At 64.7% G+C, this 22,230-nt stretch carries 20 protein-coding genes; 15 read left to right on the top strand and 5 right to left on the bottom strand.

The features are described 5' to 3' along the window. The first annotated feature begins 123 nt into the window (after window positions 1–123). The 6 genes from LWE61_RS06860 (at window position 124) to LWE61_RS06835 (ending at window position 7,026) form a co-directional block, all read left to right on the top strand. Entirely contained in the window at window positions 124–996 is an 873-nt protein-coding gene (locus tag LWE61_RS06860) for a GNAT family N-acetyltransferase (RefSeq protein WP_234149297.1), read from the top strand. Next, window positions 996–2,480 carry an NAD-dependent succinate-semialdehyde dehydrogenase gene (locus LWE61_RS06855; RefSeq protein ID WP_234149296.1) on the top strand — a complete coding sequence of 495 codons (1,485 nt, stop codon included), beginning with the start codon at window positions 996–998 and terminating at the stop codon, window positions 2,478–2,480. Before LWE61_RS06860 ends, LWE61_RS06855 begins: the two co-directional genes overlap by 1 nt. 130 nt (window positions 2,481–2,610) lie before the next feature. Then, window positions 2,611–3,693, top strand: coding sequence for a tartrate dehydrogenase (locus tag LWE61_RS06850; RefSeq protein WP_234149295.1), 1,083 nt, complete (start codon window positions 2,611–2,613; stop codon window positions 3,691–3,693). 228 nt (window positions 3,694–3,921) lie between these two features. Next, window positions 3,922–5,325 carry an aminotransferase class III-fold pyridoxal phosphate-dependent enzyme gene (locus LWE61_RS06845; RefSeq protein WP_234149294.1) on the top strand — a complete coding sequence of 468 codons (1,404 nt, stop codon included), beginning with the start codon at window positions 3,922–3,924 and terminating at the stop codon, window positions 5,323–5,325. Window positions 5,326–5,339: 14 nt separating this feature from the next. Then, complete coding sequence (locus LWE61_RS06840; RefSeq protein WP_234149293.1) at window positions 5,340–5,834, top strand: Lrp/AsnC family transcriptional regulator; 495 nt, start codon at window positions 5,340–5,342, stop codon at window positions 5,832–5,834. Window positions 5,835–5,871: 37 nt separating this feature from the next. Continuing rightward, complete coding sequence (locus LWE61_RS06835) at window positions 5,872–7,026, top strand: M20 aminoacylase family protein (RefSeq protein WP_234149292.1); 1,155 nt, start codon at window positions 5,872–5,874, stop codon at window positions 7,024–7,026. 44 nt (window positions 7,027–7,070) lie between these two features. Here the strand turns inward: LWE61_RS06835 and LWE61_RS06830 are convergent, their stop codons facing one another. The 5 genes from LWE61_RS06830 to LWE61_RS06810 form a co-directional block, all read right to left on the bottom strand. Then, a complete protein-coding gene (locus tag LWE61_RS06830) occupies window positions 7,071–7,976 on the bottom strand; it encodes a copper resistance protein B (protein WP_234149291.1) in 906 nt (301 codons plus the stop codon). Continuing rightward, a complete protein-coding gene (locus tag LWE61_RS06825) occupies window positions 7,973–9,754 on the bottom strand; it encodes a copper resistance system multicopper oxidase (protein WP_234149290.1) in 1,782 nt (593 codons plus the stop codon). The genes LWE61_RS06830 and LWE61_RS06825 overlap by 4 nt, the downstream gene beginning before the upstream one ends. 112 nt (window positions 9,755–9,866) lie before the next feature. Continuing rightward, a complete protein-coding gene (locus LWE61_RS06820; RefSeq protein ID WP_407696198.1) occupies window positions 9,867–10,421 on the bottom strand; it encodes an RNA polymerase sigma factor in 555 nt (184 codons plus the stop codon). A 26-nt stretch (window positions 10,422–10,447) separates the two neighbouring features. Next, the gene (locus LWE61_RS06815; RefSeq protein WP_234149289.1) at window positions 10,448–10,879 is read right to left on the bottom strand and encodes a periplasmic heavy metal sensor; all 432 of its coding nucleotides are present in this window, start codon (window positions 10,877–10,879) and stop codon (window positions 10,448–10,450) included. A gap of 1 nt (window position 10,880) precedes the next feature. Beyond that, a complete protein-coding gene (locus LWE61_RS06810) occupies window positions 10,881–11,153 on the bottom strand; it encodes a hypothetical protein (protein WP_234149288.1) in 273 nt (90 codons plus the stop codon). Window positions 11,154–11,271: 118 nt separating this feature from the next. Here LWE61_RS06810 and copC point away from each other — a divergent pair, with 118 nt between their 5' ends. The 9 genes from copC (at window position 11,272) to LWE61_RS06765 (ending at window position 22,004) form a co-directional block, all read left to right on the top strand. Further along, window positions 11,272–11,661 (top strand): copper homeostasis periplasmic binding protein CopC, encoded by a 390-nt coding sequence (gene copC, locus LWE61_RS06805; protein ID WP_234149287.1) that lies wholly within the window; start codon window positions 11,272–11,274, stop codon window positions 11,659–11,661. Window positions 11,662–11,665: 4 nt separating this feature from the next. Further along, complete coding sequence (copD, locus tag LWE61_RS06800) at window positions 11,666–12,547, top strand: copper homeostasis membrane protein CopD (RefSeq protein ID WP_234149286.1); 882 nt, start codon at window positions 11,666–11,668, stop codon at window positions 12,545–12,547. A 544-nt stretch (window positions 12,548–13,091) separates the two neighbouring features. After that, window positions 13,092–13,247 (top strand): hypothetical protein, encoded by a 156-nt coding sequence (locus tag LWE61_RS06795; RefSeq protein WP_234149285.1) that lies wholly within the window; start codon window positions 13,092–13,094, stop codon window positions 13,245–13,247. 106 nt (window positions 13,248–13,353) lie between these two features. Then, window positions 13,354–14,070, top strand: coding sequence for a CoxG family protein (locus LWE61_RS06790; protein ID WP_234149284.1), 717 nt, complete (start codon window positions 13,354–13,356; stop codon window positions 14,068–14,070). After that, complete coding sequence (locus LWE61_RS06785; RefSeq protein ID WP_234149283.1) at window positions 14,067–14,936, top strand: FAD binding domain-containing protein; 870 nt, start codon at window positions 14,067–14,069, stop codon at window positions 14,934–14,936. The genes LWE61_RS06790 and LWE61_RS06785 overlap by 4 nt, the downstream gene beginning before the upstream one ends. After that, window positions 14,933–15,445, top strand: a complete 513-nt coding sequence (locus LWE61_RS06780; protein ID WP_234149282.1) for a (2Fe-2S)-binding protein — start codon at window positions 14,933–14,935, stop codon at window positions 15,443–15,445. Before LWE61_RS06785 ends, LWE61_RS06780 begins: the two co-directional genes overlap by 4 nt. Then, the gene (locus tag LWE61_RS06775) at window positions 15,442–18,219 is read left to right on the top strand and encodes a xanthine dehydrogenase family protein molybdopterin-binding subunit (protein WP_234149281.1); all 2,778 of its coding nucleotides are present in this window, start codon (window positions 15,442–15,444) and stop codon (window positions 18,217–18,219) included. Before LWE61_RS06780 ends, LWE61_RS06775 begins: the two co-directional genes overlap by 4 nt. Window positions 18,220–18,260: 41 nt before the next feature. Continuing rightward, window positions 18,261–18,821, top strand: a complete 561-nt coding sequence (locus LWE61_RS06770) for a nuclear transport factor 2 family protein (RefSeq protein WP_234149280.1) — start codon at window positions 18,261–18,263, stop codon at window positions 18,819–18,821. A 639-nt stretch (window positions 18,822–19,460) separates the two neighbouring features. Then, complete coding sequence (locus LWE61_RS06765; RefSeq protein ID WP_234149279.1) at window positions 19,461–22,004, top strand: TonB-dependent receptor; 2,544 nt, start codon at window positions 19,461–19,463, stop codon at window positions 22,002–22,004. Window positions 22,005–22,230: the final 226 nt, after the last annotated feature.

Here is a 22,230-nt window from a genome sequence, read left to right as displayed (position 1 = left end):
GGCAGATTCTACTGTTCGACGCAGGATATTCCCCCACATCGGGGGGCACCGGACCGTTTACCGGACCCGTTACGGAGGTAGATAGTGGCAACAGGGCTGACCGATATAGTCCAGTTGAGAGCCATGACGGCAGAAGATCTTGCCGCCGCCCATGGCCTTTCGCGTGAACAGCAATGGCCCCATCGGGAAGAGGATTGGGCCGCCATGCTCCAGTTGGGGCATGGGCTGGTCGCGGAGCGTGACGGCGCGGTGCTGGGCACCACGATGTGGTGGTTGTTTGGCGACAGCCATGCCAGCCTTGGCATGGTGATCGTGGCCAAGGCGGCGCAGGGCATGGGCGTGGGGCGCAAGCTGATGGAGGGCGCCATCGCCGCCATCGGCGACCGGTCCATCCTGCTCAACGCCACGGACGAGGGGCTGAACCTCTATCGTTCGCTGGGTTTCGACGTGACCGGCACCGTCTATCAGCATCAGGGCGCGCCCTTCGACGTGCCCATCGCGCAGCTCATCCCCAATGAACGCGTCGCGCCGATGAAGGCGGGGGAACTGGCCGACATCAGCCGTCTGGACCGGGCGGCGACCGGTCTCGATCGCTCTGCGGTCATCGACTATCTGTTCGACGCGGCGCAGGGCGTGGTGCTGAACCGCGACGGGGAACAGGCGGGCTATGCCTTGTTCCGTCGGTTCGGGCGCGGCTACAGCATCGGGCCGACGCTGGCCCCCGACATCGGCGGCGCGCGGGCGCTTATCAGCCACTGGCTCGGTTCCAACACCGGCATGTTCTGCCGCCTCGACGTGCCGGAGGACAGCGGCCTGTCGGCGTGGTTGGACGAGCTGGGCCTGCCCTGCGTCGGCCGGGTGACGCGCATGTGCCGCGGCACGCCCCCGCCCGCCAATTCTATAAGCGCCAATCCAACAGGCCAGGCTCTCACGGGGGCACGTCCAACAGGCGACACCATCCGCGCCTGGTCCCTCATCAATCAGGCGCTCGGCTGATGACATTCCAAAACACCCTTTCGGTTGTAAAACTTGAAAAAGCGGACCTCTTCCGACAGGCCGCTTTCATTGGTGGCGACTGGGTTTCGGCGGCCTCCGGCGCGACCATCCCGGTGGACGATCCCGCGACCGGTGCGCTGCTCGGCACCGTGCCCGATTGCGGCGTCGCGGAGACGGATCAGGCCATCGCCGCCGCCAACGCCGCCTTCCCCGCCTGGCGCGCAAAGACGGCCGGCGAACGCGCCGCGATCCTCGAACGCTGGCACGCGCTGGTGCTGGACAATGTCCCCGACCTCGCCCGCATCATGACCGCCGAACAGGGCAAGCCGCTGGCGGAATCGGAAGGCGAAATCCGCTACGCCGCGACCTTCATCAAATGGTTCGCGGAGGAAGGCCGCCGCGCGTCGGGCCATGATGTTCTCGCGCCGGAAGCCAACCGCCGCATCTTCGTGATGAAGGAGCCCATCGGCGTCGCCGCCGCCATCACGCCCTGGAATTTCCCGGCCGCGATGATAACCCGCAAATGCGCGCCAGCTCTCGCGGCGGGCTGCCCGGTCATCGTCAAACCATCCGATTTCACCCCCTACACCGCGCTCGCCCTCGTCCGCCTCGCGGAACTCGCCGGACTGCCTGCGGGCACGATCAATGTCCTGACCGGCAGGCCCGAAGCCATCGGATCGGCGCTGACCGCAAGCCCCGTCGTCCGCAAACTGTCCTTCACCGGCTCCACCCGCGTCGGCAGCCTGCTGCTGCGACAGTGCGCCGATACCGTGAAACGCACCAGCCTGGAACTGGGCGGTAACGCCCCGCTGATCGTGTTCGACGACGCCGACCTCGACCTCGCCGTGCAGAGCGCGATGATTTCCAAATTCCGCAACGCCGGGCAGACCTGCGTCTGCGCCAACCGCATCTTGGTGCAGGACAGCGTCCATGACGCCTTTGCGGAAAAGCTGGCGAAGGCCGTCACCGCGCTCCGCGTCGGCCCCGGCGATGTGGCGGGCAGCACGGTCGGCCCCCTCATCAACGCCGCCGCCGCGCAGAAGGTGCAGGCCCATGTCGACGACGCGCTCAGCCATGGCGCGACCCTTTATGCCAGCGCCGAGAACGGCATGGCCTATGAACGGTTCGTGGCCCCCGTCATCCTGACCGGCGCGAACAGCAATATGCTGCTGGCCAGCGAGGAGACGTTCGGCCCCGTCGCGCCGCTGTTCCGCTTCACCCATGAGGAGGAGGCGATCGATTTGGCCAACGCTACCGAATATGGCCTGGCGAGCTATTTCTACACGGACAATATCCACCGTGCCTTTCGGGTCGCAGAAAGGCTGGAGGCTGGCATGGTCGCCCTGAACACAGGAACCATCGCGATGGAAATGGCGCCGTTCGGCGGCGTCAAGATGTCGGGACTGGGCCGGGAGGGTGGCCGTGCCGGTCTGGAGGAATATCTGGAGTCCAAGGCTTTCCACATCGGCGGCCTGAAACTCTGACACATGCCTTATCGTCATCCCGGCGCAAGCCGGGATCGCGTGCGACAGGGCAACACTTCGCCACGCCATATCCCGGCCTTCGCGGGGATGACGGCAATTGGCCACGTCTCAACCTGCAAGGACATCCCGCATGAGCGACACCGCCGCGCGTACCTACACCATCTCCGTCATTCCCGGCGACGGCATCGGCACCGAAGTCATGCCGGAGGGCATCCGCGTGCTGGAGCGCGCGGCGGACCTCTATGGCTTCACGATCGAGCAGCAATGGCATGATTTCGCCTGTTGCGACTATTACACCCGCCATGGCCAGATGATGCCGGACGACTGGAAAGCGCGGATCGGCAATGTCGATGCGATCTTCTTTGGCGCGGTCGGCTGGCCCGACACCGTGCCCGACCATATCTCGCTCGGCGACTCGCTCATCAAGTTCCGCCGGGAATATGACCAATATATCAACCTGCGTCCCGCGCGCCTGATGCCGGGCGTCCCCTGCCCCCTCGCCGGGCGCGGACCCGGCAGCATCGACATGTGGATCGTGCGGGAGAATACCGAGGGCGAATATGGCTCGCTCGGCGGTCGCATGTTCCCCGGCACGGACCGCGAACTGGTGATTCAGGAAACGGTGATGACCCGCATCGGTGTCGACCGGGTGCTGAGCTACGCCTTCGATCTGGCGCGCAGCCGGGATGCGAAGCACCTCACCTCCGCCACCAAGTCGAACGGCATCGCCATCACCATGCCCTATTGGGACGAACGGGTGGAGGAGATGGCGAAAGCCTATCCCGACATCCGCACCGACAAATATCATATCGACATCCTCACCGCCCAGTTCGTGATGAACCCGGACCGGTTCGACGTGGTGGTCGCCTCCAACCTGTTCGGTGACATATTGTCCGACCTTGGCCCCGCCTGCACCGGCACCATCGGCGTCGCGCCGTCGGCCAACATCAACCCGGACCGCACCGGCCCGTCCCTGTTCGAGCCGGTCCATGGTTCCGCGCCGGACATAGCGGGCAAAGGCATCGCCAACCCCATCGGCCAGATCTGGTCCGCCGCGATGATGCTGGACCATCTGGGCGAGGGCGATGCCGCCGCCGCCATCATGCGCGCGGTCGAGGAGGTGCTGTCCGACCCCGACCGTCGCACCGCCGACCTCAAGGGCAGCGCCAACACCGAAGCCTGTGGCAAGGCGGTTGCGGCCGCCCTTCGATAATATTCTCATCGTTGCAGGCGTAGCGCGGCAATCCAGAAGATGCGTATTGCCGCATGGATTGCCGCGCTACCCTCGCAATGACGAATGAGTTTACGGCAAAGCCATCACCCCAAAACACACCCGGCATTTTGTGCCGCATCCTGTATAAAATAGGGGCACGCCGTCCCTCCCATCGGGGCAAGTCAGCGATTTCTGTGCCCCGCCCGGTCTAGGCTGATCCCATCGTCAATGAAGCGAGCCAGCGCCATCATGCCCCAGACCAATCGCTCCCTGCTGGATATCGACCGGGACCATCTGATCCATCCGGTCACCTCCTTCCGCGGCCATGAAGCGCGCGGCGCGACCATCCTGCAAAGCGGCAAGGGCATGTGGCTGACCGACATCGACGGCAACACCGTCCTCGATGCCTTCGCCGGCCTTTGGTGCGTCAATGTCGGCTATGGCCATGACAGCATCGTGGACGTCGCAGCGGAGCAGATGCGCCGCCTGCCCTATGCCACCGGCTATTTCTCCTTTGGCAACGAACCGGCGATCCTTCTCGCAGAACAGCTTGTCCGCCTCAGCCCGGAGGGGCTGGAGCATGTCTTCTTCACATTGGGTGGGTCGGACGCGGTCGACTCCGCCATCCGCTACATCGTCCATTACTGGAATGCGCTGGGCAAGCCGACCAAGAAGCAGTGCATCGCGCTGGAACGCGGCTACCATGGCTCCAGCACCACCGGATCGGGCCTGACCGCGCTCGCCAACTTCCACCGCAATTTCGACGTGCCGCTGAAGTGGCAGCATCATATCCCGTCGCCCTATGCCTATCGCGGCGATGCGGCGGATGACGCCGCCCTGATCGCCCAGTCCGTGGGCCATCTGCGCGCCAAGGTCACGGAACTGGGCGCGGACAATGTCGCCGCCTTCTTCTGCGAACCCATTCAGGGGTCGGGCGGCGTCATCGTCCCGCCCAAGGGCTGGCTGAAGGCAATGCGCGACGCCTGCACCGACCTCGGCATCCTGTTCGTCGCGGACGAGGTCATCACCGGCTTCGGCCGCACCGGTCCCATGTTCGCCTGTCTGGAGGAGGACGTCTCTCCCGACCTCATGACCCTCGCGAAGGGGCTGACCGCCGGATATACGCCGATGGGTGCCGTGCTGCTGTCCGATACCGTCTATCAGGGCATAGCGGACGGCGCGTCCCCCGACCTCGCCATCGGCCATGGCCTGACCTACTCCGGCCATCCGGTCAGCGCGGCGGTCGGCCTCGAAGTGCTGCGCCTCTATCAGGAGGGGGGCATCCTCGCCAACGGGCAGAGCGTCGGCACCGCCTTCGCGGCGGGTCTGGCCGGGCTGGCTGACCATCCGCTGGTCGGCGACACGCGCGGGCGCGGACTGCTGGGTGCGATCGAACTGGTAGTGGACAAGGGCACAAAGGACCGTTTCGACCCGTCGCTCAAGCTCCCCGACCGCCTCTTTGCCAAGGGCTATGCCAATGGCGTCATCTTCCGCGCCTTCGCCGACAACATCATCGGGCTTGCGCCCGCCCTCTGTTGCTCCGATGAAGAAATGGAGATGATCTTCGCCCGCATCCGCACTACACTCGACCAGTTGCTCGACGAGCCGGATATCCGGTGCGCGGTGGCCTGAAGGAGAGGGCGACCATGACGCTGGGCCTCAAGCTCGATCGCATCGATCTCAAGATTCTGGCCCAGCTCCAGCGGGCCGGGCGCATCACCAATGTCGAACTGGCCGATGCGGTCGGCCTGTCGCCCAGCCCCTGCCTCACCCGCGTCAAGCGGCTGGAAAAGGCCGGCTTCATCACCGGCTACAGCGCGCAGATCAACCTCGACAAGCTGGGCGAGGTGCTGACCGTCTTTACCGAAGTCACATTGACCGAGCATCGTTCCGGCGACTTCTCCCGCTTCGAGACGAAGATCCGCAAGCTGGACGAGATCGTCGAATGTCATCTCGTCAGCGGCGGCTACGACTATCTGTTGAAATTCGTGACGCGTGGCGTCGGCCATTACCAGTCGATCATCGAGGGGATGCTGGAGGGCGACTATGGCATCGAGAAATATTTCAGCTATGTCGTGATCAAATCGCCCTTCATCAAGCAGCATTATCCGATACAACGACTGTTCGGGGAGCAGCATTGAGCGCGCCATCCCCCGTACGGCGCGACAGGACGAACCCATGACCACCACCGCCATCGACGACCTGCTGGCGCCGCTCGTCGCCTTTCGCCACGATATCCACGCCCACCCCGAACTGGGTTTTCAGGAAAAGCGTACTGCCTCCGTGATCGCGGACCAACTCCGCGCCATCGGGCTGGAGGTGCATGAGGGCGTGGGCCAGACCGGCGTGGTTGGCGTGCTGCGCAACGGCGCCTCCTCCCGCGCCATCGGCCTGCGCGCGGACATGGACGCGCTCTCCATCCAGGAACAGACCAACCTGCCCTATGCCAGCAAGACGGACGGCGTCTTCCATGGCTGCGGCCATGACGGCCATCTCGCCATGCTGCTGGGCGCGGCGCAGCATCTGGCGCGCACCCGCAATTTCGACGGCACAGTCAATTTCTTCTTCCAGCCCGCCGAGGAAGGCTTGGGCGGCGCGCGCGTCATGGTGGAGGAAGGGTTGTTCGACCGCTTCCCCTGCGACCGCGTCTTCGCGCTCCACAACTGGCCGGACCTGCCCGCAGGCACCATCGCCACCCGCCCCGGCCCCATCATGGGCGCGGCGGACAAGTTCGAGATCGTGCTGACGGGCCGGGGTGGCCATGCGGCGATCCCGCACAACACGCCGGACGCCATCCTCGCCGCATCGGCGCTGGTCGGCCAGCTCAACACCATCATCGCCCGCTGCATCCCCGCCCTGTCGTCGGCGGTGCTCTCCGTGACCCAGATCAACGGCGGCCATGCCCACAATGTCATCCCCGCCAGCGTCACCATCGTCGGCACGGTCCGCACCTTCGACCCCGCAGTGCAGGACGTGATAGAGGCAAAGCTGCGCGAGATGGTGAAGGGCACAGCCCTTTCCTTCGGCCTGACTGCGGATGTCAGCTACGACCGCTATTATCCCGCCACCATCAATGACGAGGACGCCGCGCGCGAGGCACTGGCGATTGCAGGCACGGTCGGCACGGCGCTACTCGCGCCGGAACCGGCTTTCACCTCGGAGGATTTTGCCTTCATGCTCCACGCCTGCAAGGGGGCCTATCTCTGGCTAGGGCAGGGACGCGGGGTCGGATCGGCCGCGTTGCATAACCCCGGCTATGATTTCAACGACGATGTGATGGCGACCGGTATCCGCCTGCATGTGGCGCTGGCGGAGACAATCCTCTCCACCTGAAACTGTCCGCCTCAACTGCCTCCGCCTGACCCTCTGCGTGCGCTTCAGAACCAGAAGCGCACGCCCGCCACAAACCGCAGGCTGCCGGGATTCTCTCCCTCTGCCCGCGCATAATCCGCCGTCCGACCAAGCTTGCGCTCCCAGTGCACGCCCACATAGGGCGCAAACTCGCGCATAATTTCGTAGCGCAACCGCATCCCCAGTTCGACCGAGGTAAAGCCCGGCCCCATCTCCAGTTCCGGCACATCCTGCGCGGAGATGTTCAGCTCCGCCGCAGGTTGCAGGATCAGGCTCTGCGTGATGCGCTGGTCATAGCTGGCCTCGGCCCGCGCCGTCACCTCGCCCTTGTTGGACAGGAAGACCTGCCCCTCCAGTTCGAACCAATAGGGGGCCAGTCCCTCGATCCCCACCACCGCATGGGTGCGGCGCGGTTCGGGAGCCAGATCCTGCCGCACACCGGCTTGCAGGTTGAACCAGGGGTCGAGCGCCCGGCTCCACAGCGCCTGCACCTCCGCCTGCTCCACCTTGCCACCGATCACGCCCTCGCCCTCGGTCTTGAAGGCGAAGCGGTCGATGTCGCCGCCGACCCAGCCCTCGGCCTCCCACGCATGGCCGTCCGCGCCGGGGCCGGGCCGCCATTCCAGACGGTCGATCAGCAACATGGAGTTGGGCATGCCGCCAGCCTCATAGCGCAGGGCCGCACGGGCACGGGCCATCGCGGCGGGGTCATAATAGGCGTCGGCCGCATGATCGCCCGGCGCGGCAGGTGCGGGCTTTTCGGCGGGCGCCGCAGCGGTCGCTTCCGTGGATGGCGATGGGGCCGCAGCCGGTGCGTCCGGCGCCGCATGGCCCGCATGCCCGGCATGATCCTGCGCCTGCACCGGCACAGCGACCGCCAGCAGCGGTATACTCAGCAGCGGCAGGGCCAGCAGCGTCGCGATCCTCTTCATGCCGCGCCCTCCGCCTTGCTCACATCGGGCCGCACGGTGACGACCCGGAACATGCCGGCATGCATATGCAGCAGCATGTGGCAATGAAACGCCCAGTCGCCCAGCGCGTCAGCGGTCAGGTCGAAACTCGCCTTGCCGCCGGGCAGCACATTGACCGTATGCTTGCGCGGCTGCTTCTCGTCCGCGCCGTTCACCAGTTCGAAGAAATGACCGTGCAGGTGGATGGGGTGCGGCATCATCGTGTCGTTGACCAGAGTCACCCGCACCCGCTCATTATGGCGAAACGCCAGCGGTTCGGCTCCCTCGCTCAGCTTTACCCCGTCGAACGACCACATATAGCGTTCCATATTGGCGGTCAGATGGACCTCCAGTTCCCGTTCCGGCGCACGCCGGTCAGGACCGGGGACCAATGCCCTGAGGTCGGTATAGGTCAGCACCCGATGATCGACCGTCTCCAGCCCGGTGGGCCGGTCACCCATCCGGTCGGCGGGCGCGGCGGACAGGGTGGCCACGCCCGGTCCCATCCTGACGCTGGGCGGCGCGACCGACTTGTCGCGCATCTTCATCGTCGCATGGCCGCCGCCCTTGGCGGGCGCATCGACCGGTGCCGACAGGTCCAGCGTGCCCGCCCCCATGTCCATCCCGGACATGTCCATACCCATGTCCTTCATCACCAGCAACGGGCGTTCGCGCAGCGGCACCAACGGCGCGACCATGCCAATCTGCGGCGACAGCGTGGCCCGGCACAGGCCTGACCGGTCGATGGCTTCCGCGATGATCGCCACCGCCTCCGCCCGCTCCGGTCGCACGATCACGTCATAGGTTTCGGCAATGCCGATCTGGAACTCATCCGTTTCCACCGGCTCCACATCCTGCCCGTCCGCCTGCACCACGGTCATGGCCAGCCCCGGCAGGCGCACGTTGAAATTGGTCATCGCCGACGCATTGATGAAGCGCAGCCGCACCCGCTCGCCCGGCGCGAACAACCCGGTCCAGTTACCCGCCGTATCATGGCCGTTGATGAGGTAGCTGTAGGTCGATCCGGTCACGTCCGAAATATCGGTGGGGTCCATCCGCATCTTGCCCCACTCCATCCGCTCCGACAGGCTCTGGTCGCGGCCCGCCATCAGGCCCTTCAGATCCTGCTTCTGCCGGTTGAAATAGCCACCCATCTGCTTGAGCTTGCGCAGGAGGATATGGGGATGCAGGCTGCTCCAGTCGGACAGCAGGATCACATGCTCCCGGTCATAGGGCGCTGGCTCCACACCCGCCGGGTCGATAACCAGCGGGCCGAACAGGCCCATCGCCTCCTGCATGTTGCTGTGGCTGTGATACCAATAGGTGCCCGCCTGCCGGATCGGAAAGCGATAATCGAACGTCTCGCCCGCCCTGATCCCCGGAAAGCTGATCCCCGGCACGCCATCATATTGAAACGGCACGATCAGGCCATGCCAGTGGATCGACGTATCCTCCTTCAGCCCATTGGCCACGGACAGCCGCACATCCTGCCCTTCCTTCAGGCGGATCAGCGGTCCCGGCATCGTGCCATTGGCGGTGACGGCATGGCTGCTGCGCCCGTTCAGCGTGACGCTGCCATGGCCGATGGCGATGCGGATATGCTCGCCCGACAGCACCCCCGGCCCGCTCGCTGCACCCGCCGTCCCGGCCATCGCCCAGCCGGGGAACAGGCCGCCCAGCACCGACAGCCCCGCCAGGCTCCCCACGCCCCGTATCACCGAACGTCTGTCGCATGTCGCCGAAAGCAGGGGGGAGGCCATGAGGGGGATGCACTCCGCGGCGTCATTGCCGCATGAACTCCATACGCGGCCCGGCGGCGTCTCCCTCACTCTATTATCATTTTGTCCCGTCTCTGCGGGGAAGGCTACATCCCTACGCCGGGTCTTGGGCCAGCATCTCGTTCAATTTCGCCCGCGCCCGGTACAGTCGCGTCTCGACCGCCTTCTCGCTGATGCCCAGCAGCGTGGCGACATCCCCCTGCGCCATACCCTCGATCGTTCGGAGCAGCAGGACGGATCGCAATCCCTCCGGCAAGGCGTCGATGGCCCGACGCGCGGCGCGCAACGCCTGCCGCCCTGCAACCTCCGCATCCGGGCCGGGCGCGCTGTCAGCGACGGCCAGCCCCTCCTCCATCGGCCGGGCGCGGGTAAAAAAATGGCGCACCGCGCGCCGCCGCCGCCAGTCCCGGCATTTGTTGAGCGCGATCCGCATGATCCAGAAACGGAACGGCCGCGCGGAATCATAGCGGGCCATATGAGCAAAGGCCGCGATGAAACTTTCCTGTGTCAGGTCAAGCGCCGCATCGGCATCGTCGATCTGCGCGCGGACAAAGCGATAGACCGCATCCCGGTGCCGCCCCAGCAGCAACCGACAGGCATCGTCGCGTCCTGCGTCTTCTCCACTGGCGAGGGCTCGCGCGGCCAGCACGCCGTCATCCGGCGCGTCCTCCTGCCTCACCGCACGGGCGCGGTCAGCGCATCCACCATCGCCTGATCGAAGCGACGCGCCTGATCGGGGCGCAACACAGCCCGCATGGCAAACAGATGCTGCAACGTCTGCTTCTGCACCATGCCCATCGCATGGTGAGAGCGATCGACAGCGGCGGCGACGCCGGGGCCATAGCCCTTTTCCGACTGGATCGCGGCGGCCAGCCGGCGATTGTCGTCCCGCATCTCCCGCTCATAGCCCGCCTGTAGCGTGGCAAAGCTCTTCTCCATCGCCTCGATCCGCGCGGTCTGGCTGGCATCCAGGTCCAGCTCATGATGGATCAGCGCATGAAAGCGATTCTCGATCGGCTCGTCCGGGGTGAACAGCAGCCGCCCGACGCCAACACCCGCCAGCGCCGCCAGAAAGGCAAAGAGGATGAGCAGGACGCGCGCCTTCACCTCAACGGTTTCCCATCAACAGGCTGGACGGCGCGCTGGCGGGGATAGCGTTGAGATAATTCGCCTGCCGCGCACTCGCGCCCTGCGGCGAGACGATGCTCGCACCCAACCCGACGCCCAGCGCCAGCAGGCCCGTCACCGCCAGATTGCGCCGCGCCGCGCTACGGTCCCGCCGGACCGCCGCGCCCGCCAGCACTACGGTCTCCAGCGTCATCAGGCGCGGGTCCGTCGCTACCCCACGCATCTCCTCCAAAAGGCCGTCGATGTCCGTCATCATAATCTCCCTGCCCCCTTATACGCGGCCCGCACAAAAAACACTCATCGTCCATCAGGGATAATCGGGGGAGCCGCGTATAGCCTGTATCCGCGATGCACGCCGGAAAGGACACTCCATGCGCTCTCTCTCTTCTGTTGCCGCCTTCGCCCTTGCCACGCTAGCGCTTTCGACCAGCGGCACGGCCTTTGCCCATGCCAAGCTCCTGTCCTCGACCCCCGCAGCCAATGCCAAGGCATCCAACGTTAAGAACCTGTCGCTGACCTTCTCCGATACGGTGGTGGACAAGCTGTCCGGCGTGGAGATCGTGATGACCGGCATGCCCGGCATGGCCAATCACGACCCGATGAAGGTGTCGGGCTTCAAGACCGCGCTGAACGCCGATGGCAAGACGATGACCATCACCCTGCCCCGCGCACTGCCCGTGGGCAGCTATAAGCTGGACTGGCATGCCGTCACCGCCGACAGCCACCGGATCGAGGGCAGCTACGCCTTCTCGGTAAAGTAAGGCGATGGACCCGCTCGCGATCGCCGTCCGGTTCGGCTCCTATGCCATCCTCTCGCTGATCGCGGGCGTCCCGCTGTTCCTGCACCTGTCGCTGGGCGGCAGGCGGGCGCGAATGGCCTTCGCCACATGGCAGGGGATTTTTGCCTTCCTGCTCTTGGCCGGAGCCGCTCTCGCCCTTATCGGCCTTCTGGTCGCGACCGCCGCCATGGCGGGCACCCCGCTGTTCCCGGTGGACTGGGACATGGTCGGCATCGTCCTGTCCGCCACATCCTCCGCCAAGGCGATGCTGGCGCGCGCGATGATCCTTTTCGTCCTGCTGCTCCTGCTGTTGCTCCGCCACACGCCGGGCCTGCGCTCCTCCATCCTGCTGGGAAGCATCGCCGCCGCGACGCTGGCGTGGAGCGGTCATGCCGCTGCGGGTGACGGTGCTCTCGGCTGGCTCCATCTGTGCGGCGACATGCTCCATATCCTCGCTGCGGCACTGTGGATCGGCGGCATGGCCTGCCTGCTCGCCAGTCTGCGCGGCCCCGATGCCCAGCAGACCGCCCCGATGCTCTCCGCCTTCGCCTGGATCGGCGGCCTCATCGTCGTCCTGCTCGTCGTCACCGGCCTGTTCAACACCGCCATGACCGTCGGCATCGCCAATCTCGCCGCATCGCTCGCCGGTCCCTATGGCAAGCTGCTCGCACTCAAGCTCTTCCTCTTCCTCCTCATGCTGGGCCTCGCCGCGAACAACCGCTTCCGTCTGACGCCCCGCTTCGAGCGATCCCCGCACACCGCACGCCCTGCGCTGCGCCGGGCTATCGCGATCGAACTGACCCTGGCCCTTGTCATCCTCGCACTGGTCGGCTGGCTGGGCATGATCGACCCGCTCGGCAAAGGATAGAACCAGAGGCATGGGGCGGTATCAATGTATATATCGGTCCCGCAATCCAGTTTCCCATCTGCAGCGAGTGGAAGCCTCCCCTGTCTTGTGCCAGGGATTCGATTGGCATGACGATGATTGTCGTACTGCATCATGGCCGAACATAATTCTCATGCGCCATGCATCACCGGTGACAACATCGCACCGGGAAACAGCACGCGCCATCGCCATCTCCCGCACCTCCCCACTATAGGCTGCGCTTCCATCGACGACGGGCCTTAGGGTAACAGAACATAGCCCTTTGAGCGTCTTCCTTGCCGGGGAATGACGTTGGACCCGGGTCGCACCAATCCTACCCACACGGCAACCCGCTTGCGCCAAGACGAAATCATCTCCCAACCATCAGTCTCTGCCGGCGAATCATGTGGCGTCATGCGACGACACCCTTCCCCTCCTGACCATGGTTTGCGCGAGGGCGCTGCACCCAATCCGGCGGGATGGGACGATATGAAACTTATGTCTTACCGCAGGGCGAGACGACCACCGAATCCTGGGATAGGATAACTTGACCGCCACAGCAGGCGAACCTAAACAACTGTTCAGGGAAAGTGCCTGTAGCGTGGCAATGCGCCGGTTCTGGGCGCAGCTTCTCACCTGTTCGACCTTTTCATTTGCCGCCCGCCAATCGCAGACTTCTTCGAACGGCACCGGCATCGACTGAAAAGCCATAGCCAAATCGCCTTTTATGGATAACGTATACATAACTGGGCGATTCAGATTGACGGGGCGGGATTAACCGCCGATGTAGCGAGGGGAGTGTACATCCCATGAGAATGACCGGAGAGGAACGAATTGCAGCCCCCCGCGCCAAGGTGTGGGCCGCGCTCAATGATCCCGATGTACTGCGCCAGTGCATCCCAGGCTGCCAGTCGCTCGACAAGGAAGCGGATGACAAGCTGCGGGCCACCGTCGAGATCAAGATCGGCCCGATCGGCGCCCGCTTCAACGGGGCTGTAACCCTGTCGGACATCGACGCACCCAATGGCTATACCATCACCGGCGAGGGTCAGGGCGGCACGGTCGGTCATGCCAAGGGTGGTGCAAAGGTCCGCCTGTCGGATGACGGCGCGGGGACGCTCCTGTCCTATGAGGTTAATGCGGAGGTCGGCGGACGCCTTGCCCAGCTTGGTGGACCAATCATCGACGCGACCGCCAAGCAACTCGCGGGTAAATTCTTCAAGACGTTCAACGCCGTGGTGAGCGGAGCCGCACCCGCAGCAATCGCTCCCGCCATCTCCCCATCGACCGACGCACCCGCCGTCGGTGCAACCGCCCCCTCCCTCATCCCTGCCCCCCTCATTGCCGGGCCAGTCGCCGCGCCCTCCTACCCATGGGCGTGGACAGTATCGCTCATACTGGCGATCGTGGCAGGCTTCCTGATGGGGCGCAGCCCGGCGGCGGACTGGTGGGTGGTCGCTGTCGCGGCGTTGCTCGTCGTTGCGGCCAGCGTAGGCTATGCGGCAGGCAAGGGCAGCCGGACATGAAGGCCGCGCCCTATGACTATGTGCGCCCGTCGAGCATAGAGGAAGCCTGCACCATCCTCGCAGAAGCAGGCGGCGGCGCGCAGGTGCTGGCGGGTGGCCAGACGCTGATGCCGCTGCTGGCCCTGCGCATGAGCCAGCCCTTCATCCTTGTCGACATCAACCATATCCCCGAATTGCAGGGAGTCACGTCAGTCGACGGCGGCACCCGCGTCGGCCCGATCACGCGCCAGAATGAAGCGCTGGTCGATCCCATCCTGAACCGCGACCTGCCCACGCTGATCCGTGCGCTGTCCCATGTCGGCCACCACCAGACCCGCAACCGCGGCACGATCGGCGGCTCCATCGCGCTGGGCGAACCCGCGGCCGAAATGCCCGCCACCGCCGTCGCCCTCGGCGCAAAGGTGGAAGTCCGGTCCGCCAGCCAGACCCGTTTCATCCCGGCCGACGAACTCTATTTCGGCCCCTATGCCACCGCGATAGAGCCTGACGAACTGCTGACCGCCATCCATTATCCGGCATGGCCCGACGACACGATCACCCTGTTCCGCGAGGTCGCGATGCGACCCGGCGACTTCGCGCTGGTCGGCCTCGTCGGCGCACTGACGGTGGAGAAGGGCGTCATCGCGCGCGCCGGTATCTGCTGGTTCGGCATGGGGCCAACACCCATGAAGGCGAAATCGGCGGAGGTCGCGCTGATTGGCCAGAGCATCGACACTCTCGACGCCGCCGCCACCGCGGACCTCGCCATCGCGGACACCGCGCCCTTTGGCGATCATCACGCCACCGCCGACTATCGGCGCACGGTCGGACGCCGCATCTTCGTGCGCGTCCTCCAGGAAGCCCTGAACATGAGGCAGGCCGCATGAGCGAGCACAAGATCGAGCTGACCGTCAACGGTCGCCACCATCGCGGCACGGTGGAGGGTCGCCACACGCTGGGCGACTGGCTGCGCGGACAGGCGGGCTATACCGGCGTCCATATCGGCTGCGAACATGGCGTGTGCGGCGCGTGCACCGTGATGGTGGACGGGCGCGCGGTACGCTCCTGCCTGATGCTGGCCGTGCAGGCCGATGGCTGCACCGTCACCACGGTTGAGGGGCTGGCGGACCCGGACGGGACGCTCCATCCGGTGCAACAGGCGCTGAAGGACTGCCATGGCCTGCAATGCGGCTTCTGCACACCGGGCATCGTGTGCACGCTCGCGGCATTGACCGCCGACGGCGCGCAGCCCGGTGAGGAAAAGCTGACCGCCGCTATGTCCGGCCATATCTGCCGCTGCACCGGCTATCAGGGCATCCGCCGCGCCATCCGCCAGATCGCCGGTACGGACACCTCCGCCGCTCAGGGCGCAGCCCATGCGGAGCAAGGGGCATGAACGCCCCGGATCGCTCTGGCGGTATCGGCGCCAACCGCTTCATCGGCCAGCGCGTGCCCCGCAAGGAAGACGCGCGCCTGCTGACCGGCAAGGGCACATATGTCGACGATGTGGTGATGCCCGGGATGCTGCACGTCGCCTTTGTGCGCAGCCCCATCGCGCGCGGCCGTATCCTGTCCATCGACACCAGCATCGCCCGCGACCAGCCCGGCGTCCACGCCATAGTGACGCAGGACGACCTCGCCCGTTTCAACGTCACGATGCTCAGCTTTTTCATCGGACCGGTCGAGGTCGCCATGACCCCGCTGGCGGATGGACGAGTGGCCTATGTCGGCCATCCGGTCGTCATGGTGGTCGCGGACGACCGCTATCTGGCGGAGGATGCCGCCAGCCTCGTCGTGGTGGACTATGCCGAGGAAGATGCCGTCGTCAGCATCGAGGACGCGCGGCACGGCCCCGCCGTCCATCCCGACACGGACGACAATGTCGCCGCGATGATGGGCGAGGATGAGGAGGATGCCGAGTTCGAGGCATTGCTGGCCAGCGGCGCGCATCTCGTCACCCAGACCGTCCACCACCAGCGCATCTCGCAATCCCCCATGGAAACGCGCGGCGTCGTCGCGGCGCTGCAGGGGGACGAGGAACTGCTGGTCCACATCACCTGCGCCGGGCCGCATCTGGTCGCGCGCTGGCTGACCGTGGCGCTCGGCAATCCCAAGATGAATATCCGTGTCGTCGCCAAGGATGTCGGCGGCTCCTTCGGCCTCAAAAACCATCCATGGCTGGAGGAGGTATCCGCCATCCTGGGTGCGATGCTGCTCAGGCGCCCGCTCAAGTGGATCGAGGACCGGATCGAGAATCTCACCGCCTCCAATCAGGCGCGCGAGCAGGAGATCATATTGCGCGCCGCCTTTGACGCGGACGGGAAACTGCTGGCGAGCCACGCCGATTACAGCCTGAACAACGGCGCCTATCCCATGGGCGCCGACGCCAATATCGCGGTCCATATGTTCATGTGGTCGGCCTATAATATCCCGGCCTACAGCTTTGTCTCGCGGGGCTACTACACCAACACCGCCGGTCTGGCCGCCTATCGCGGCCCATGGGCGATCGAAACGCTGGTGCGCGAAACCCTGATGGACGCAGCCGCCCGGCAGATCGGCATCGACCCCATCGAGATCCGCCGCCGCAACCTCTGCACCGCCGCGCACCAGCCGTCCGTCACCTCTCTCGGCATCCCGCGCGAAGACATCACGCCCGCCGAATGTCTGGAAAAGCTGCTGGAGACGGTGGACGTCGCCGCCTTCCGCCGGGAACAGGCCGAGGCGCGGAAAGAAGGGCGCTATCTCGGCATCGGCTTTGCCGCCTACATCGAACCGACGGGTGCGGCAGGCAGCATCGGGGTCATGACCGGTGAACTGGCGCAGGTGCGCGTCGATCCCACCGGCAAGGTGGTCGCGATCATGAACGTCCACTCCCAAGGGCATGGCACCCAGACGACCATGGCGCAGTGCATCGCCGAACAGCTCGGCGTACCATTGGCGGACGTCACCATCTTCGACGGCGACAGTTCACGCGGCGGCTTCGGTCCCGGTGCGGGCGGCAGTCGACAGGGCGTGATCGGGGGCGGCGCGGCCATCCGGGCGGGTCGCCTTCTCGCCGACAAGATCAAGACGGTCGCGGCCCACCTCCTCAACGCCAACCCGGAAAATATCAGCATCGAGGATGGCATGATCCGCGTCGCAGGCGCGCCGGAGATGACACGGTCGCTCCGCGAGATCGCGGAGATCGCCTATGGCGAGCCATCGCGCCTGCCACCGGGGATGGAAACAGGTCTGGAAGCGCAAATCCGCTATGACCCGCCCGCCATGACCTTTACCAGCGCGGCCCATGCCGCCATCGTGGAGGTGGATGCCGAAACCGGTTTCGTGAAAATCAGGCGCTGGGTTTCCAGCGAGGATTGCGGCGTGATGATAAACCCCGCCGTGGTCGAGGGACAGATCGCGGGCGGCCTCGCGCAGGGCATCGGTTCGGTGCTGCTGGAGGAAGCTGGCTATGACGCCCGCGGCAATCCCATCGCCGCAACGTTCAAGGACTATATGCTGCCCACCATCTTCGACGTCCCGGACTTCGAATATGTCCATGCCAATACGCCGTCAAAGGCGGAGGGTGGCTTCCGCGGCGTGGGGGAAGGCGGCTGCATCATCGGGCCGCCGACATTGGTCAACGCCATTGCCGACGCGCTTGCTCCCTTTGGCGAGGTGGCGGTGGACCTGCCGCTGACCCCCTCGAAGCTGCTGGCCGTCATCGACGGGACTCCGCTTCCCCCGAAACCGATGAGCCGCTTCCATCCCGAATGGGTCAATCCCTACGCCGATACAGCGGCGGCCACAAAAACCGATGGCCCCGTCGAGGAGGTGCCCGCAGGGGCCACCCTGCTACCGGGCGGAACCCATGCCGCACTGGCGGAGACGGCGGCGCGCGGCATCGACGGTGCTTGGAACCTGACGCTCGCCACTCCCATGGGACCGCAACCCATGACCGCCACCTTCGCCACAGAGGGCAGCATCGTTCGCGGCCGCCTTGAAAGCAACGAGGGCGCGCAGGAGTTCGAGGGGACGGTCGAGGACAATCAGGTTAAATGGAGCATGAAAGTGACCAAGCCCATGCCCATCACCCTGAAATATGACCTGACCTTCGACGGCGACACCGTCACCGGCAAGTGCAAGATGGGCATGTTCGGCACCGCCAAGGTCAAGGGCCAGCGGGTCTGATCCACATCCAAGACAGTATCCACGCAAGGAAGAGGACCGAAATGAGCGCAGAGCAGGAACTGGCCGAACTGAAGGCCACGGTCGCCTATCTGAAGGACCGGCAGGATATTCTGGATTGCATCCAGCGTGAGAGCCGCGCGCGCGATCGGCAGGATGTCGAGCAGATTGCCGGATGCTGGTGGGAAGAAGGCGTGGACGAACATGGTCCCAGCGTGACCTTTGCCCCGGATTATCCCGCAAAGGCCAACAAGGGCCACGCCATGAACTTCAACCTGACCAGCCACAACATCACCAATCATATCTGCGATCTGAATGGCGATACGGCGTCTTGCGAATCCTATGTGATCGGCGGCCTCTATTGGCTGGACGGCAAATCCTCGACCATCGCCATGGGCCGCTATCTCGACCAGATGGAGAAGCGCAACGGCGAGTGGCGCATCCTGACACGCCGCTGCACCATAGAAGTGACCGCAGATGCCGACGGCACCTGGATTCACTCCAAGAATGTCCAGGGCTTCCTCAAAGGGCTGTGGAGCAAGGACGATCCTTCCTACGAAAAGCCCTATGTCTGGAAGCCCAGAGAGGAAGGCGTTCGCTGGTAAACGCTCGCGCCCCGTCGAAACGGGGCGCATCCAGCGACAGGGAACATAAGGATGGTTCGGCCCGATAGGGCTGAACCACCTCCTATTTGTTCCGGTGCGGTTGCAATCCGGCTGGCCGCCAGCCTCTGGCACGCCAAAGGGGTGAAGAGCGCCACAGCCACCTAAATCTTATAGGCCATGAACAGACCGCCACCAGCGCGATCATAAATACCGTCCGCATTGCGGCGCGTTACCCATCAACGCCCACCCTCTGGTGGATGCGACGCCCCTGTTCCCTTCGGACAGGGCCAGCGACGCCTCTCCGGCGATAGCTCAGCTACGACGCACTCGCTGATTTCATCCCGATGCGCGGAAGCAGGCAAACCTGCCAACGCCCCTCCTCATCGGCTTCCCATCTTTCACTCCGGCGCGCGACCTTGCGGGTTTAACGGCAGCTTTGTGTGGCGCGCCACTGCCCGACCGACTCCTGCCCATGGCACATCTCTCCCCGTTTGCGGCCATCCACCAACCATGGCTAAACCCACCCTTTTCCAAGTCCATGAATAGCGCCCCAGTCATATTGACCCCATAATCCTATGTGTCTAGTAGGATTACTACAAATGTACGATGGGGGCCTACCGAATGAATCGTTCCGTTTACGTGCGCGCGCTTTTTCTCGCGACCACGTCCACTCTTCTGATCCCTTCGCTCGCATGGGCGGCGGACGGTGCGGCAGAAGGCGACGCCGATAGCGGCTATGAAGTTGTCGTGACCGCGCGCCGTCGCGCTGAAAATATCCAGGACGTTCCCATTTCGGTGCAGGCGATCAGTGGTGCGACGCTGGAGCAGAAGGGCACCATCGATCTGCAAAGCCTGATCGACCAGACGCCCGGCCTGAACTCCACCGGCGGCAATCCGCGCAATTTCTCCGTGACGATCCGCGGCATCGGCTATGCGCCCACCGCGGCCGACGGCCTCGACAATGCGATCGGCGTCTATTTCGACGGCGTCTATCAGGCCCGGCCGGGACAGGTCTTGCAGGATCTGGTCGACGTAAAGAGCTTTGAAGTCCTGCGCGGTCCGCAGGGCACATTGTTCGGCCGCAACGCGGCGGCGGGCGCGCTGAACGTGACTTTCAACAAACCGAGCTTCACGCCCGGCCAGACCGTGGAAGCATCCTACGGACGCTATAATTTCCTTCAGGGCAAGGCGATCCTGACCGGCCCGCTGACCGACAAGATCGCCTTTCGCACGGCGGTGTACGCAACCCATGGCGACGGCTGGGTCTCCACGCCGTTCCGCTCCCGCTTCAAGGATGCGGCGACGCAGAAGGGCATCTACGCCCCCACCGCCACGGATGAAGACAAGACCGCCGGGACATGGCGCTGGGGTATCCGCCAGCAATTCCTGATCGACGCCGGTGACCTGAGCATCAATATCGCCGGCGACCTGAACGTCGAGAATGACAGCTCGTCCGGCTTCAGCTCCGGCGGCGGCATCCAGAAGCTTTGGGGACCGGGAAACTGGGGCATCAATACGACCGCAGCGCAGCAGACGCGGGTCACGAACGCCCTCAACGCGCTGGGCCAGCTCGCCAATTTCGGCGGCGTGCAAAGCTGGGTTCCGACCGTCGATCCGAAATCCAACATTACCAACAATTACAACCGGATGCGTACGACCAACGCGGGCGTGTCGATTACGGCTGACTATGATTTCGACTGGGCGACATTGACCTCCATCAGCGCATGGCGGCGCTGGTCGTTCAACCCGCCGCAGGACAGCGACAGCTCGCCCCTCGACATCTATCAGAATATGGCGATCAGCCGCAGCAACCAATTCAGCCAGGAATTCCGCCTGGCGTCAAAAGCCCGTGGCCCCATCGAATGGCAGGTCGGCGCATTCCTCTATTATTCCGAACTGGACGATCATTATGTGATCCATCAGTTCGGCGCGGACGTCATCCCCTGGTACAACGCCTATAATACGGCGGCGGGCGCTACATTCACGCCCATTCCCCTGTCCTTCAGATCGCAGCTCACCGGCGCGCAGATCATCGAGGACACCCATGTGGAGAACCGGAACGCGGCCGTCTATGGTCAGGCGACCTGGCATGTGGACGATGCCATCGACCTGACCGGCGGCCTGCGCTACACCTATGATCGCAAGAAGGGCAGCAGCCCGGTCGACACCAGCCTGCTCCCCACCTCCCTGCCGACCGGGATCACCAACGCCCAGTTGAACGCCTTCTACAATGCGATCGACGCCGTCATGCGCAATCCGGGGGTGGCCTATACGACGCCCGGCTATCCGACCACGCCCGCGACCAGCGGCTATCTGATCGGCATTTCGACATCGAACCATAATGTCTCCGGCACGGCCAGCCTGTCCTACAAGATCACGCCCAACCTGACGGCTTATGTCACCTATGCGACGGGCTTCCAGGCGGGCGGGCTGGACCTCAACAACCGCTCGCTCGATCCGTCGGCGCCCCCGGTCGCGCCGACCACGACGGAAAATGTCGAGGCGGGCATCAAGGCATCCCTGTTCGATCGTCGCCTGACGCTCAATCTGGCGGCCTATCAGGAGCGGCTGAAGGGGTTCCAGACCTCGATCTCCTTCACCCTGCCCAACGGCACCCCGCAAAGAGGCGCGACCAACGTCGGCAATATCCGCGCGCGCGGCATTGAATGGAGTATCGGCGCTGCCCTGGGCCATGGGCTGCGGCTGACCTTCGACGGCAACTATAATGATGCGATCTACACCTGGGCGCCCTCGCTCCCCGCTCCGGCGGAATTGAGCTATAATGGCATCGCGAATATCGACGCCCGGGGGCAGACGACGCCCTACTCGCCCAAATGGGCCTTGTCCGCCACGCCGTCCTGGGATGCCCGGATCGGGGCGCACGCCGAATTCTACAGCTATGCGCAATATTCCTTCACCAGTTCGTACAGCACGGGCGTGACCCAGTCGGTCTATACGCAGGTTCCCGGCCAGCATAACCTCAACCTGCGGGCTGGCGTGCGTCTGGACGATGGCAAGTACGACATTTCCCTCTACGCCAACAACGCGACCAACGAGAAGAACATCATCTCGCAGGCCCTTTTGGCGGCGCCCTCCGGAGCAGGCGTGACGGCCTATCTTGGCCGGACCGTCAACTATAACCAGCCCGCCCGCTATGGCCTGACATTCAGGGCGAAATATTGATGCCGCGCTACTGACGCTTCAATTCTCTGTCGTCGGCGTCGTCATGACGTCGGCGGCAGGCCGTCAATTTTTTTGCCTCTCAGGGCCATGAGGAAGGGGCGCACTCAGCTCCCGGCGATGTGTAACGCCGCACGCTGGTCCGCCCTTGCAGTCCAGTGACATCGTCGCCGACTTGGCCGCACCATTGGGTCCGATGACGCCAACGAGTTTGCCCGCCTCGATCAAA

The organism is Sphingobium sufflavum (assembly GCF_021403115.1).
GTDB classification, from domain to species: Bacteria; Pseudomonadota; Alphaproteobacteria; order Sphingomonadales; family Sphingomonadaceae; genus Sphingobium; species Sphingobium sufflavum.
The sequence above is the reverse complement of the archived record's forward strand: the minus strand, read 5'-3'. Positions and strand labels throughout refer to the sequence as shown.

What these genes read in the sequence shown, in the direction of transcription:
- LWE61_RS06860 (WP_234149297.1), top strand. Translation starts at nt 124, where the DNA reads ATGACGGCAGAAGATCTTGCCGCCGCCCATGGCCTTTCGCGTGAACAG.
- LWE61_RS06855 (WP_234149296.1), top strand. Translation starts at nt 996, where the DNA reads ATGACATTCCAAAACACCCTTTCGGTTGTAAAACTTGAAAAAGCGGAC.
- LWE61_RS06850 (WP_234149295.1), top strand. Translation starts at nt 2,611, where the DNA reads ATGAGCGACACCGCCGCGCGTACCTACACCATCTCCGTCATTCCCGGC.
- LWE61_RS06845 (WP_234149294.1), top strand. Translation starts at nt 3,922, where the DNA reads ATGAAGCGAGCCAGCGCCATCATGCCCCAGACCAATCGCTCCCTGCTG.
- LWE61_RS06840 (WP_234149293.1), top strand. Translation starts at nt 5,340, where the DNA reads ATGACGCTGGGCCTCAAGCTCGATCGCATCGATCTCAAGATTCTGGCC.
- LWE61_RS06835 (WP_234149292.1), top strand. Translation starts at nt 5,872, where the DNA reads ATGACCACCACCGCCATCGACGACCTGCTGGCGCCGCTCGTCGCCTTT.
- LWE61_RS06830 (WP_234149291.1), bottom strand. Translation starts at nt 7,976, where the DNA reads ATGAAGAGGATCGCGACGCTGCTGGCCCTGCCGCTGCTGAGTATACCG.
- LWE61_RS06825 (WP_234149290.1), bottom strand. Translation starts at nt 9,754, where the DNA reads ATGGCCTCCCCCCTGCTTTCGGCGACATGCGACAGACGTTCGGTGATA.
- LWE61_RS06810 (WP_234149288.1), bottom strand. Translation starts at nt 11,153, where the DNA reads ATGACGGACATCGACGGCCTTTTGGAGGAGATGCGTGGGGTAGCGACG.
- copC (WP_234149287.1), top strand. Translation starts at nt 11,272, where the DNA reads ATGCGCTCTCTCTCTTCTGTTGCCGCCTTCGCCCTTGCCACGCTAGCG.
- copD (WP_234149286.1), top strand. Translation starts at nt 11,666, where the DNA reads ATGGACCCGCTCGCGATCGCCGTCCGGTTCGGCTCCTATGCCATCCTC.
- LWE61_RS06790 (WP_234149284.1), top strand. Translation starts at nt 13,354, where the DNA reads ATGAGAATGACCGGAGAGGAACGAATTGCAGCCCCCCGCGCCAAGGTG.
- LWE61_RS06785 (WP_234149283.1), top strand. Translation starts at nt 14,067, where the DNA reads ATGAAGGCCGCGCCCTATGACTATGTGCGCCCGTCGAGCATAGAGGAA.
- LWE61_RS06780 (WP_234149282.1), top strand. Translation starts at nt 14,933, where the DNA reads ATGAGCGAGCACAAGATCGAGCTGACCGTCAACGGTCGCCACCATCGC.
- LWE61_RS06775 (WP_234149281.1), top strand. Translation starts at nt 15,442, where the DNA reads ATGAACGCCCCGGATCGCTCTGGCGGTATCGGCGCCAACCGCTTCATC.
- LWE61_RS06770 (WP_234149280.1), top strand. Translation starts at nt 18,261, where the DNA reads ATGAGCGCAGAGCAGGAACTGGCCGAACTGAAGGCCACGGTCGCCTAT.